The organism is Salinifilum ghardaiensis (assembly GCF_054491345.1).
Genome location: NZ_CM137101.1, coordinates 807,707 through 820,210 on the forward strand (window position 1 = coordinate 807,707; position 12,504 = coordinate 820,210).

General features: G+C 74.4%; 13 protein-coding genes and 1 pseudogene. 11 read left to right on the top strand and 3 right to left on the bottom strand.

What is annotated here, in order from left to right; all coding sequences use genetic code 11:
• Nucleotides 1-2: 2 nt before the first annotated feature.
• The 4 genes from mshB (at nt 3) to dapC (ending at nt 3,186) form a co-directional block, all read left to right on the top strand.
• Nucleotides 3-902 (top strand): N-acetyl-1-D-myo-inositol-2-amino-2-deoxy-alpha-D-glucopyranoside deacetylase, encoded by a 900-nt coding sequence (gene mshB / locus ACVGV0_RS03600; protein WP_459158429.1) that lies wholly within the window; start codon nt 3-5, stop codon nt 900-902.
• A complete protein-coding gene (locus ACVGV0_RS03605) occupies nt 899-1,315 on the top strand; it encodes a hypothetical protein (protein ID WP_459158430.1) in 417 nt (138 codons plus the stop codon). Before mshB ends, ACVGV0_RS03605 begins: the two co-directional genes overlap by 4 nt.
• Before the next feature lie 447 nt (nt 1,316-1,762).
• A complete protein-coding gene (gene fdxA, locus ACVGV0_RS03610) occupies nt 1,763-2,083 on the top strand; it encodes a ferredoxin (RefSeq protein WP_459158431.1) in 321 nt (106 codons plus the stop codon).
• A complete protein-coding gene (gene dapC, locus ACVGV0_RS03615; protein ID WP_459158432.1) occupies nt 2,080-3,186 on the top strand; it encodes a succinyldiaminopimelate transaminase in 1,107 nt (368 codons plus the stop codon). The genes fdxA and dapC overlap by 4 nt, the downstream gene beginning before the upstream one ends.
• Nucleotides 3,187-3,327: 141 nt before the next feature.
• Here dapC and ACVGV0_RS03620 read toward each other — a convergent pair whose 3' ends face one another.
• Both ACVGV0_RS03620 and dapD read right to left on the bottom strand, forming a co-directional pair.
• A complete protein-coding gene (locus tag ACVGV0_RS03620) occupies nt 3,328-4,365 on the bottom strand; it encodes a CHAD domain-containing protein (RefSeq protein ID WP_459158433.1) in 1,038 nt (345 codons plus the stop codon).
• Between the two features lie 270 nt (nt 4,366-4,635).
• Nucleotides 4,636-5,631, bottom strand: coding sequence for a 2,3,4,5-tetrahydropyridine-2,6-dicarboxylate N-succinyltransferase (dapD, locus tag ACVGV0_RS03625; RefSeq protein WP_459158434.1), 996 nt, complete (start codon nt 5,629-5,631; stop codon nt 4,636-4,638).
• A gap of 25 nt (nt 5,632-5,656) precedes the next feature.
• Here dapD and dapE point away from each other — a divergent pair, with 25 nt between their 5' ends.
• Nucleotides 5,657-6,733: a succinyl-diaminopimelate desuccinylase gene (dapE, locus tag ACVGV0_RS03630; protein ID WP_459158435.1), complete on the top strand. Its 1,077-nt coding sequence runs from the start codon at nt 5,657-5,659 to the stop codon at nt 6,731-6,733.
• Nucleotides 6,734-7,417: 684 nt separating this feature from the next.
• Here dapE and ACVGV0_RS03635 read toward each other — a convergent pair.
• Nucleotides 7,418-8,156: pseudogene (locus tag ACVGV0_RS03635) on the bottom strand (slipin family protein); the annotation flags it as partial.
• A 292-nt stretch (nt 8,157-8,448) separates the two neighbouring features.
• Between ACVGV0_RS03635 and ACVGV0_RS03640 the strand changes: the two are divergent.
• From ACVGV0_RS03640 to ACVGV0_RS03665, 6 genes are all read left to right on the top strand, one after another.
• Nucleotides 8,449-9,015, top strand: a complete 567-nt coding sequence (locus ACVGV0_RS03640) for an LOG family protein (protein ID WP_459158436.1) — start codon at nt 8,449-8,451, stop codon at nt 9,013-9,015.
• Nucleotides 9,015-9,893: a dihydropteroate synthase gene (folP, locus tag ACVGV0_RS03645; protein ID WP_459158437.1), complete on the top strand. Its 879-nt coding sequence runs from the start codon at nt 9,015-9,017 to the stop codon at nt 9,891-9,893. The genes ACVGV0_RS03640 and folP overlap by 1 nt, the downstream gene beginning before the upstream one ends.
• A 292-nt stretch (nt 9,894-10,185) precedes the next feature.
• Nucleotides 10,186-10,521 carry a PadR family transcriptional regulator gene (locus ACVGV0_RS03650; protein ID WP_459158438.1) on the top strand — a complete coding sequence of 112 codons (336 nt, stop codon included), beginning with the start codon at nt 10,186-10,188 and terminating at the stop codon, nt 10,519-10,521.
• 171 nt (nt 10,522-10,692) lie between these two features.
• The gene (locus ACVGV0_RS03655; RefSeq protein ID WP_459158439.1) at nt 10,693-11,265 is read left to right on the top strand and encodes a DivIVA domain-containing protein; all 573 of its coding nucleotides are present in this window, start codon (nt 10,693-10,695) and stop codon (nt 11,263-11,265) included.
• On the top strand, nt 11,262-11,831 hold the full coding sequence (locus tag ACVGV0_RS03660) for a DNA-3-methyladenine glycosylase I (protein ID WP_459158440.1): 570 nt from the start codon (nt 11,262-11,264) through the stop codon (nt 11,829-11,831). Before ACVGV0_RS03655 ends, ACVGV0_RS03660 begins: the two co-directional genes overlap by 4 nt.
• Nucleotides 11,832-12,321: 490 nt before the next feature.
• Nucleotides 12,322-12,489, top strand: a complete 168-nt coding sequence (locus ACVGV0_RS03665) for a DUF3117 domain-containing protein (RefSeq protein ID WP_459158441.1) — start codon at nt 12,322-12,324, stop codon at nt 12,487-12,489.
• Nucleotides 12,490-12,504 lie beyond the last annotated feature (15 nt).

The window sequence follows — 12,504 nt, forward strand, 5'->3', positions numbered from 1 at the left end:
GGGTGACGTTCGCAGATGTTCCGCGCCTGCTGCTGGTCCACGCCCACCCCGACGACGAGACGCTGATGACCGGGGGCGCGATCGCCCGCTGCGCCGCGCGCGGGGTGCACGTGACGCTGGTGACCTGCACGCTCGGCGAGGAGGGCGAGGTCATCCCGGCGGGCCTGCGGACCCTCGCGGCGGACCGGGCCGACCAGCTCGGCGGTTACCGGGTGGGGGAGCTGCGGGCGGCCTGCTCGGCGCTGGGGGTGCACGACCACCGGTTCCTCGGCGGCACCGGCCGCTGGCGGGACTCGGGGATGCGCTGGGAGGGCCCGGGCCGGGCCGCGGCGCTGCCGAGCGCGCACCCGCGGGCGTTCGCCACCGGTGACCAGGAGGAGCAGGTGGCCGAGTTGGAAGACGTGCTGCGCGAGGTGCGACCGCAGGTGGTCGTGACCTACGCCGACGACGGCGGCTACGGGCATCCCGACCACGTGCGGGCGCACCACGTGACCACGGCCGCGGCCGCCCGGGTGCCGGAGGTGCGGCGCGTGTTCCACGCGGTCACCTCCCGGGACGAGCTCGCCGCCGAGCTGAGCGCGTTGGCCGGGGCGGACGGGTTGCCGTGGCGGCTGCCGCACCTGGAGGAGGTGCCGCACGTGCCGGACGAGGAGATCACCACGGTCGTGGACGTCTCCGACCAGCTGGCGGCGAAGACCGAAGCGCTGCGGGCCCACCGCACCCAGGTGCAGGTGTGGCCGGACGGCCCCGCCGGTTCGGCCGCCCGCGCCTACGCGCTGTCGAACGACATCGGCCTGCCGGTCCTGCGGCGCGAGCACTTCGCGCTGGCCGCGGGGGAGGGCGCCGGCTGCGGGGCGGACCTGTTCGGCGGGTTGGACCTCGGGGTGGTGAGCGAGCGGTGAGCCGCTCCGACCGCGCGCTGTCCGGGCTGCTCGTGCTGGACGCGGTGCTGCTGGGCGTGCTCGAGGTGATGTACCTGCCGCTGTACCTCGGTCCGGTGCAGTTCCCGATCACCGCGGCGGTGGCCGTGGTGACCACGCCGCTGCTGGTGCGCCTCGCCTCCCGCACGTCGGACCACCGCGCGGTGTCCGCGGCACCGCTCGTGGCGTGGTTCGCCGCGGTGTTCGTGCTCGGCATGGTCGGTCCCGGCGGGGACGCGGTGCTGCTGCAGGACTGGCGCACGCTGCTGCTGCTCGGCGGTGGCGCGCTGTCCGGCGCGTTGATGCTCGGCGTGGCGCTGGGCGAGCAGGGCGCCCGGGCCAACGCCCGCGGGGGCGGGGGCCAGCGCGGCGTGCGGTTCGGCCCCCGTCCCTGACCGCGCCCGGGAAAAGTTCCCACCACCCGGATGGGTGCGTCTGCGGAGGCGCCGTCGCCGTGGAGCGCGGCGGGGCGACCGCCGAACGGGGCACACCGGGTGTGGCGAACGGCATGTCCGGGTTGCGCGGGATGTCGCCGCGGCTGCGGGCGCGGCGGTGCGTGCGCCCGCCGGCCGGCGAATCCCCACGTCGCCGGGGTGCACCTCGGGTTTGCCGCACGCCGCCGGGCGGGTACGTGCGGCGGGCGGGCGGCATGGGCGCCGCCGGGCTGTGATCCCGATCGTTTACGCTGTTTTCCCGCTCCGCATAGAGTCGCCCGGTGAAGTCGATGTCGTTCCGCACTCTGGGACTGCTGCGAGCTCGCGGGCCCGCGGAGCGATATTCTCGACGCGTCGCGCCAGGAGATTCCTGCGCGTCGGAACTACGCTGCAAGCAGGAGAGCAACCGTGACCTACGTGATCGCCGAACCCTGCGTCGACGTGCTCGACAAGGGCTGCATCGAGGAGTGCCCTGTCGACTGCATCTACGAGGGCGGTCGGATGCTCTACATCCACCCGGACGAATGCGTCGACTGCGGCGCGTGCGAGCCGGTGTGCCCCGTCGAGGCCATCTACTACGAGGACGACGTCCCGGACGAGTGGACGGCGTACACCCAGGCCAACGCGGACTTCTTCGACGACCTGGGTTCGCCGGGCGGCGCCGCCAAGGTCGGCAAGGTCAACAAGGACGTCGAGCCGGTCGTGAGCCTGCCTCCGCAGGCCGAATGAGCACCGCGAGCAGTGGTGCGCCGCGCGGTCCGCGGCTGCCCGAGTTCCCGTGGGACTCGTTGGCGGAGCACGCGGCGACCGCGCGGGCGCACCCCGACGGCATCGTCGACCTGTCCGTCGGCACCCCCGTGGACCCGGTCCCGGAGGTCCTGCGCACCGCGTTGAACGCGGCCGCGGACCAGCCGGGCTACCCCGCCACGCACGGCACCCGCGCGCTGCGCGAGGCCGCCGCCGGGGCGCTGCACCGGCGGCACGGCGTGACCGCGCCCGATCCGGAGGCGGTGCTGCCGACGGTCGGGTCGAAGGAACTCGTCGCGTGGTTGCCGACGCTCGTCGGGGTGCGGCCGGGTGAGCTGGTCGCGATCCCCGAGCTGGCCTACCCGACCTACGAGGTGGGGGCGCGGCTGGCGGGCGCCGACGTCGTGCGCCTCGCGCCCGGCGAGGAACCCCCGGCGGGGACGGCGCTGGTCTGGCTGAACTCGCCGTCGAACCCCACCGGCCGGGTGGCCGACGCCGGCGAGCTGCGGCGCACCGCGCGCGCGGCGCAGGACGTGGGGGCGGTGGTCGCCTCGGACGAGTGCTACCTCGCGCTCGGCTGGGAGACCGATCCCGTGTCCGTGCTGCACCCGTCCGTGGGCCTGGAGCCGACCGGCGTGCTGGCGGTGCACTCGCTGTCGAAGTCGTCGAACCTCGCCGGGTACCGCGCCGGCTTCGTCACCGGCGACCCGGACCTGGTGCGGCGGCTGCTGGAGGTGCGCAAGCACGCCGGCATGATCATGCCGCGCCCGGTGCAGGAAGCCGTGACCGCGGCGCTGCAGGACGACACCCACGTGCAGCAGCAGCGCAAGCGCTACGCCGAGCGGCGCGCCGCGCTGCTGCCCGCGCTGGAGTCCGCCGGGTTCACCGTCGAGCACTCGCGCGCCGGGCTGTACCTGTGGGCCACGTGCGGTGAGGACGCGTGGAGCACGATCGACCGGCTGGCCCGCCGCGGCGTCCTCGCCGCGCCCGGCACGTTCTACGGGCCCGCGGGGCAGCAGCACGTGCGGATCGGGCTGACCGCCACCGACGAGCGGATCGCCGCGGCCGTGCAGCGCCTGACCTGAGCTCGTTCCGCGACCTTCTCCGCTGCGAGCGGGGTTCGGCGCGGGCGCCTCGCGAGGCGGGGCGGCGCGCCGGTGATCCCCGCTGCACGCCGGTGATCCCCGCCGCACCGGGCCAGCCCGCGACGGCCGGTCCGCGGGCCCTCAGCTCAGCTCGCCGGCCGCTGAGCGGAGCTCCTGCCAGGTCCGCGGCCACTGCTCGCGGCGCTGCAGGCGCCGCCGGTTCTCCTGCTCGGCGAGGCGGCCGGCGGTGAACCCCGCCGGGGCGTCACCGCGCGAGCCCAGCTGCCCGCCGAGTTCGCGGAGCTGCTCCAGGGCCACGCAGGCGTCCTGGTGCTCGCCGAGCACGTCCTGCAGCGCCTTCGCCGCCTTCCGCACCCCGCGCACCGGTTCGCCGCACAGCGGTTCGGCGAACTCGGCGGTGTAGCGCAGCGACTTGCCGCGGATGCGCAGGTCGTGCAGCTGCTCGTCGCTCGGCTCGTCCGGCAGCTCGCGCACCGCCTTGCGCAGCTTGCGGTACTGCCGCCCGGTCAGCCGCAGCAGCTGCTCGGCCGCCCCGGTCGTGGCGGTCCGGCCGGTCGGGACGGCTGCGCCGACCGGGGCGGAGGTGTACTCGACGAGCCGGCGCAGCAGGTGGTCGTAGCGGGCGCTGTCCAGCGCGGACAGCATCGCCTCCCGCTCCCGCTCGCGCCGCCGGCGCAGTTCCCGCAGCAGCGACTCACCGCCGGCGCGGTCGATCTCCGGCAGCGCGGCGACCTGCTCGGCGAGGTGCCCGAGCTGCACGTCGAGGTCGCGCACGGGGCCGAGGGAGCGGCCGAGCCAGCCGAGCTCGGCGCGCAACGGGTCCGAGCGGCCGCGGTCGAGGAAGTCGCGCGCCGTTTTGAGCATGGCGCGCATGCGCCGCACGGACACGCGCATCTGGTGCAGGTCTTCCGGGTCCTCGCCGCTGCGCGTGCCCGGGTCGCGGTCGACGAGCACCCGCAGGCGGTGGTCCAGCCCGGCGCGCACCTGCTCGGCCGGATCGCTGTCGTCGGCCGGGGTCACGGGTGCGGCGGTCAGGCCGATGCTCGCGGCGAGCTCGCCGCGAGCGGTGCGGCCCGTCGCTCCCGGCGCGTCCGAACTCCCCGCGGCGGGGTGCGCGCCGTCCGGGGACGAGGAGGCGCCGCGCTGCTCAACAGCCATCACCCGATTCTAGGAGCGCACGCGGCACTGGCGGTTGCTCCGAACGGTGAGTTGCCGGGGCGGGCGGGCGTGCCGACCGCCCCGGCAACTGCCACCGGTGTCCGCGGGCGCGGACCGGTGGATGTGCGCTGGGGCGCAGCTGGTCCGCCAGGCGGCCTGCGGGTGGCTACCCGATGTCGGGGGTCCCGCAGCGAGGCCCCGCCGGAGGTTCCTCCCAGCTACCCCCATCCCCCGCCCTCAACGGCCGCTCCGCGGATTCCCGGAGTCCTGTCAGTCGTTGGCGTGCAGCGCGGCGTTCAGCTCGACGGGACCGCCGCTGCGGGCGCTGGCCTGGACGACGCCGGTGGTGGAGTCGCGGCGCAGCAGCAGCCCGTTGGAGCTGGACAGGTCGCGGGCGCGGGTGATCGTGCCGTCCGGCAGGGTGATCTTGGTGCCTGCGGTGACGTACAGGCCGGCTTCGACGACGCAGTCGTCGCCGAGCGAGATGCCGACACCGCCGTTGGCACCGATGAGGCAGCGCTCGCCGACGGAGATGACCTCCTTGCCGCCACCGGAGAGCGTGCCCATGATCGACGCGCCGCCGCCGACGTCGGAGCCGTCGCCGACGACGACCCCGGCGGAGATGCGGCCCTCCACCATGGACGCGCCGAGCGTGCCCGCGTTGAAGTTGACGAAGCCCTCGTGCATCACCGTCGTGCCGCTGGCCAGGTGGGCACCGAGCCGTACGCGGTCGGCGTCCCCGATGCGCACCCCGGAGGGCACGACGTAGTCGATCATCCGGGGGAACTTGTCGACGCTGTAGACGGTGACCGCGCCGCGGGCGCGCAGCCGCATCCGCGTGGCCTCGAAGCCTTCCACCGCGCACGGCCCGTGGTTGGTCCACACGACGTTCGACAGCAGGCCGAAGATGCCTTCCAGGCTCTGGCCGTGCGGGCGCACCAGCCGGTGCGACAGCAGGTGCAGCCGCAGGTACACGTCGTGCGTGTCGGCGGGCGGCGTGTCGAGCCGGTCGACTGCGGTCCGCACGGCGACGATCTCCACGTTGCGCGCGTCGTCCCGGCCGAGCAGCTCCGCGCCGGCGGCGCCGAGGTACTCGGCGGCCTGCTCCGGGGTCAGCCGGGTGCTGCCGGGCTCGGTGGCCTCACCGGGGTCGGTGAGCTTGACGCTGGGGAACCACGTGTCCAGCACCGTGCCGTCATCGGTGACCGTGGCCACGCCCACGCCCTGGGCGCCCGTGCTCTGCTGGTCGGGAGTACCTGTGCTCATGGCTAAAACGGTAACCTGCCGGGTCATGAGCGATGCGCTGGATCTGGCCGCCGACCCCGTCGATCTCACCGCCGCGCTGGTGGACGTCGCCAGCGTCTCCGGCGAGGAGGGGGAGATCGCCGACGCGGTGGAGTCGGCGCTGCGCCGCCAGGCACCGCACCTCGAGGTCGTGCGCAGCGGGCACGCGGTGCTGGCGCGGACGGACCTCGGCCGGTCCGGGCGGGTCGTGCTCGCCGGGCACCTGGACACCGTCCCGGTCAACGACAACCTGCCGTCGCACCGCACCGGCGCGGGCGAGGAGGAGGTCGTGCACGGCTGCGGCACCACGGACATGAAGAGCGGCGACGCGGTGCTGCTGCGGCTGGCCGCCGAGCTGACCGCGCCGCGCTACGACCTGACGTTCGTGTTCTACGACTGCGAGGAGGTCGAGGCCGAGCGCAACGGGCTCAACCGCATCGAGCGCGAGCTGCCGGAGTGGTTGGACGGGGACCTGGCCGTGGTGGGCGAACCGTCCAACGCGGTCGTCGAGGCCGGCTGCCAGGGCACGATGCGGGTGCGCGTGCGCACCACCGGCGTGCGGGCGCACTCCGCGCGCGCGTGGATGGGCAGCAACGCGATCCACGCCGCCGAACCGGTGCTGCGGCGCCTGGCCGAGTACACCCCGCGGCGGCCGGAGGTCGACGGGCTCGCCTTCCACGAGGGACTGCAGGCGGTGCGCGTCGAGGGCGGGGTCGCCGGCAACGTGGTGCCCGATTCCTGCGTGGTGACGGTCAACCACCGCTTCGCCCCGGACCGCACCGTGACCGAGGCGGAAGCGCACCTGCGCGAGGTGTTCGAGGGCTTCGAGGTGGCGGTGGAGGACGCGGCCGCGCCCGCGCGCCCGGGTGTGGACCGGGCGCCCGCGACGGAGCTGGTGGCCGCCTCGGGGGCCGAACCGGTGGCCAAGCTCGGCTGGACCGACGTGTCCCGGTTCGCCGCGCGCGGGCAGCCGGCGGTGAACTTCGGGCCGGGCGACCCCGCGCTGGCGCACACCCGGCAGGAGCACGTGCACGCCGCGCACGTGCGCCACTGCACCGAGGTGCTGCGCAGCTTCCTCGGCTGACCGGGCGCTTCCCGCCGGGCCGGGCGCTCAGCCGGGCGGAGCGCGTCGAGCGCAGCTCCGAGCCGGTCCTCGGCGACCTCGCGGTCGTGGTCGGCCTGCGGGCCGGGTCAGAACCCCCGGACGCGCCGACCGCCGTGCACCCCGCTCAGGGGTGCACGGCGGTGCCCGGGCGCAGCTCCGCCCGGCAGCTCGGGGCAGGGCCGCTCGGGGCTGGGGCCGCTCAGGAGAGGCCGGAGTAGCCGGAGAACTCGCGCTCCTCGGTCCCGCGCTGGCCGGGGAGGCCGTTGTGCGCGGCCGCGCGGCCGTCCTCGTCCGCGGAAGCCCGCGCGGAGTCCGCGGCGTCCGCAGCCCCGGGCCGGTCGGAGTACCCGCTCGCCCCGGTAGTGCCCTCCTCGGCGCCCTCGGGAGCGACTTCCTCGGCGGCCTCGGCAGCCGGGGCCGCCTCGGCAGCAGACGCCTCGGCGGGGGAGTCCTCCTCGGCGGGGGAGTCCTCCTCGCTCGAGCGCGGAGCCGGCGGCACCTCGGCGGCGGGGATCTCCGGGTCGGCCAGGGCGGCCAGCGCCGCGGTCGACGGCGTGCCCGGCTCCTCCGGCTCGGTGTTCTTCGTGTCCGCCGGGGTGCTCGCGGCGGAGGTGGTGCTCTCCGCGGACTGCTCGCCCGCACCGGTCGCCATCCCCGCCGTCTGGTCGACGAACCGCAGCAGCTCCACCGGGAAGGGCAGCACGAGCGTCGAGTTCCGCTCCGCGGCGACCTCGACGACCGTTTCCAGCAGGCGCAGCTGCAGCGCGGCGGGCGTGTCGGACATGACGTTGGCCGCGTCCGAGAGCTTCCGGGAGGCCTGGTACTCGCCGTCGGCGGAGATGATGCGCGAGCGGCGCTCCCGCTCCGCCTCGGCCTGCCGCGCGATGGAGCGCTTCATCGTGTCCGGCAGCGAGACGTCCTTGATCTCCACCCGGTCGATGTGCACACCCCACCCCAGGGCGGGGTTGTCGATCATCAGCTCCAGGCCCTGGTTGAGCTTCTCCCGGTTGGACAGCAGGTCGTCGAGGTCGCTCTTGCCGATGATGGAGCGCAGCGAGGTCTGGGCGACCTGCCCCATGGCGAACTGGTAGTCCTCGACGTTGATGATCGCCCGCGGCGGGTCCTCGACGCGGAAGTACACCACCGCGTCCACGCGGACGGTCACGTTGTCCCGCGTGATGCCCTCCTGCGCGGGGATGGGCATGGTGACGATCTGCAGGCTGACTTTGTGCATGCGGTCGATCGCCGGGACGATCATGGTCAGGCCGGGGCTGCGGGTGTGCTCCAGCAGGCGGCCGAACCGGAAGACGACGCCGCGCTCGTACTGCCGGATGACCTTGATGCTGGTGGCGAGCCCGAGCACCAGCACCACCAGGATGATGACCGCGATTTCGGTGAACATGACAGCCCCCTCGGGGCGCGAAGCCGGTCCGCCGGCGGGGCCGTCCGGCGCGGGATCGGTGCCCGCCGGGAACGATCCTTGTCGTCGCGCACGCGAGGTGCGCCGGCGTCCACGGTGCGTGACTGCTTCGTGTGTGCTCATCGTACGCCGCCGAGACGACATGTGAATCCCCGGTGAACTGGTATTTCTGGTTGGCGGGGGGACGCGGCCGCGGGTTCCGCGCGCCGCCGCGCCGCTACGATGATCCCGGCGGGCGCCGCAGGGGTGGGACGATGCAGCAGGAGGTTCGAAGGTGAGCACGAACGAGTCCACCGGGGCCACGGCCGTGTGCGTGTACTGCGCGTCCCGCGCCGTGCCGCAGCGCTACATGGACCTGGCCGCCGAGGTGGGCAGCGGCGTCGCCAAGCGCGACTGGACGCTCGTCTCCGGCGGCGGCCGGGTGTCGATGATGGGCGAGGTCGCCCGGGCCGCACGGGCGGGCGGTGGCCGCACGATCGGGGTCATCCCGCAGGCGCTCGTGGAGCACGAGATCGCCGACGACGAGGCCGACGAGCTGCTGATCGTGGACAACATGCGCGAGCGCAAGGGCCTCATGGACAGCCACGCCTCGGCGTTCCTCGCCATGCCGGGCGGCATCGGCACCTGCGAGGAGCTGTTCGAGGTGTGGACCTCCCGCTACATCGGCCTGCACGCCAAACCGGTGGTGCTGCTCGACCCGGACGGGCACTTCGACGGCCTGCTCAGCTGGCTGCGCGGCATGGTGCGGTCCGGTTTCGCCGCGCAGTCCTCGCTGGACGTGCTGACCGTGGCCACCGACGTGGAGCAGGCGCTGGACGCCTGCGCCGCGAGCTCGGCGTGATGCCGGGGCGGGCCGGGCTGCGCTTCCGGGACAAGGTCGTGCCCGGGCAGCGCCCGCTGGTGATGGCGATCGTCAACCGCACGCGCGACTCCTTCTACGACCGCGGCAGCACGTTCGCGGCCGACGCCGCGGTGCAGGCGGTGGACCGCGCGGCCGAGGAGGGCGCGGACATCATCGACATCGGCGGGGTGCGCGCCGGGGCCCAGGGCGAGCCGGTCGACGCGGAGGAGGAGGCGCACCGCGTCGTCCCGTTCGTGCGGGAGGTCCGCCGCCGGCACCCGGAGCTGGTGCTCAGCGTGGACACGTGGCGGCACGAGGTGGCCCGCCAGGTCTGCGCGGAGGGCGCGGACCTGCTCAACGACACCTGGGCGGGGGCTGACCCGCTGCTGGCCGAGGTGGCCGCGGAGTTCGGCGCGGGCGTGGTCTGCTCGCACACGGGAGGGCTGCCGCCGCGCACCGACCCGTTCCGCCCCCGCTACACCGACGTGGTCGCCGAGGTCGCCGAGGAGCTGGTGCAGCGGGCCGAGCGGATGGTCGCCACCGGTGTGCCCGCGGAGGGCGTGCTCATCGACCCGACCCACGACTTCGGCAAGAACACCTGGCACGGGCTGGCGCTGCTGCGGCACGCCGACCGTTTCGCGGCCACCGGGTGGCCGGTGCTCATGGCCCTGTCCAACAAGGACTTCATCGGCGAAACGCTCGGGACGGGTGTGGACGAGCGCGTCGAGGGCACGTTGGCGGCCACGGCGGTCGCCGCCTGGCAGGGCGCGCGGGTCTTCCGCGCGCACCAGGTGGCGCAGACGCGGCGGGTGGTGGAGATGGTCGCGTCGATCGCCGGGACCCGCCCGCCCGACGCCGTGCTGCGCGCCCTGGCCTAGGAAGCGCCCCGCAGTCGTCCCTCGGCCCCCGCGCCCGGGGACAACTCCACCCCCTGTGGATGGATTGTGCTCCATTCGTGTGGGGACAACTTACAATTTTCATGAAAATTGCGCTCCCTGGAACGAGTCCAGATTGCGGGGCGGCGCGCGGGGTTCGCGTGTCGGGGCGCCCCGGGGCGCGGGCACGCGGCGAGGCGTGAGGCAAATCATTCGAGCGCGCGCATTTCCGGGACCAAGGTCCCTTGCCGGAAGACGGTGACAGTGCGCCCGAACATCCGTAGAGTCGCTACTTGTGAAGGCAGATGCGCTACGCGGTCACCTGGATGCTCTGTTACTCGCCACGCTCGACGGCAAGGCACTGCACGGATACGCGATCATCGAGGTCCTGCAGCAACGCAGCGGTGGTGCGGTCGACCTGCCGACCGGGACCGTCTACCCGGCGCTGCGGCGGCTGGAAAGCGCAGGCTACGTGCGCAGCACGTGGAGCACGGTGGGCGGCCGCCGGCGGCGGACCTACCAGCTCACCGACGTCGGGCAGCAGACGTTGAACGCCGAGCGCCGGGCCTGGCGCGAGTTCACCTCCGCGATCGAGGGCGTGCTGGGCGGCCGGACGGCCGCGCCGGTGTGACGGCCGCTCCGGTGCGGCGCTCGCGCGCGCACCGCCGGGGTCTCGTCCGCCCCGGGCGGTCCCGTGCGCGCCACCGCCCGCGGACGCCCTCGGCGGGTCCCTTCCTCCCGGGCGTGCGGGTGCGCAGGTCCCGGACCGCGGCCGGGGCGCACCGTGTCACGATGGGCCACCGTGGCTAGTGCGCTCCTCTACCTGTTCGCGGCCCTGGTCGTCGGGGCCGTGGTGTTCCTGCTGGCCTCGGTGGTGTTCGGCCGCGGCGAGCAGCTCGAGTCGTTGCCGCCCGGGGCGACGCCGACCCGCCTGCCGTCCTCCGAGGTCGACGGTTCCGATGTGCGCGCGCTGCGGTTCCAGCAGGTGCTGCGCGGCTACAAGGCGGTCGAGGTCGACTGGGCGCTGGAACGCGTCGCCGGTGAGCTCGACGAGCTGCGCGGCCGGGTGGCGGTGCTGCAGCGCCAGCTCGCGGCGGCCGAGGAGCAGCTGCACCGCGCGCGCGGCGGGGAGCCCGGCCCGGCCGGTGACCCCGCGGACGGGCGCTCAGCGACGGCGCAGGAGGCCGCGACCGGCACCGGAGAGGTGCCCGAGCGCGCGGAAACCGGCGCAGCGGAGGCCAGTGCAGCGGAGCTCGGCGCAGCGGAGGCCGGGGGAGGGGCGGGCACCGCCGAGGGCTCCGCGGCCGCCGGGAGCGGAGCTGCGGGCACCGCGGAGGGGGAGCACCCGCGTCCGGACGCCGGGGAGCGGGAATGACCGGCGCGATCCGCGGTGACGACGGGTACGCGCGGTGCCCCTGGGGTGCGCACCCGCCGGACTACGCCGAGTACCACGACCACGAGTGGGGGCGCCCGCTGCACGGGGACCGGGCCCTGTTCGAGCGGCTCACCCTGGAGGCGTTCCAGTCGGGGCTGGCCTGGTTGACGATCCTGCGCAAGCGCCCCGCCTTCCGCCGCGCCTTCGCCGGTTTCGATCCGCACCGGGTGGCCGCCTTCGGCGAGGACGAGCGCGCCGCGCTGCTCGCCGACCCCGGCATCGTGCGCAACCGTGCGAAGGTGGACGCGGCGATCTCCAACGCGCGCGTGCTGGTGGGCTCCGGTGAGTCCCTCGACGAGCTGCTGTGGTCCTTCGCGCCGGCCGGGCGCGGCTCCCGGGCGCGCACGGCTGCTGAGGTGCCCGCGCGCACGCCCGAGTCCGCGGCGATGGCCCGGGCGCTGAAGGGACGCGGCTTCTCCTTCGTCGGTCCGACCACGTGCTACGCGCTGATGCAGGCCACGGGCATGGTCGACGATCACCTGGCGGACTGCTGGCGCGCGGGATGATCGGCACCTCCCGGCCCGCGGCATCGCGCTGCGTGATCACCCCGGCGCGCGAGTGTGACCAGAAGCACACGGCGCGGCGCGTGAACCCTCGGACACGCTGCGCGAGGTGAACGGCGAGTGGCGCCGCTGGAACGATCGTCAGGCGTGTCAGTCGTTTTCACCCTCACCGGAGTGTGCACAGTGGATTGTCGGGGCGGGTGGTTTCCCGTTCGACAGCGGCGAGTTGGCACCGACCGCGTTGCGCTCCTCCGCGGGGCGACACGCCGGGACGCGTGCCCCGGATCGCGCCCGGGGGCGCGTGCGCGTGATCCGGATGAACGCCGCACAAGCCCCGGAAGTGCCCGTGGTCCGGCGGATTCGACCAGCGCAGGGCGGACCCGAGTTGATCGGTTCGCTTTCATCCTGCGCTCTGCATGGGGGACAATGGGGCAGACCCGAGCTAGCCGTGCGCGAAGCCGCGGGGTGTTGGAGTTCACGGAGGGAGCACGCTATGGCGGCCATGAAGCCCCGGACCGGAGACGGTCCCCTCGAGGTGACCAAGGAGGGACGCGGCATCGTGATGCGCGTTCCGCTCGAGGGTGGTGGGCGTCTCGTCGTCGAGATGTCGGTTGAGGAGGCGAAGAACCTGGGCGACGCTCTGGAGTCGACCACGGGCTAGGTTCGCACGGATGGA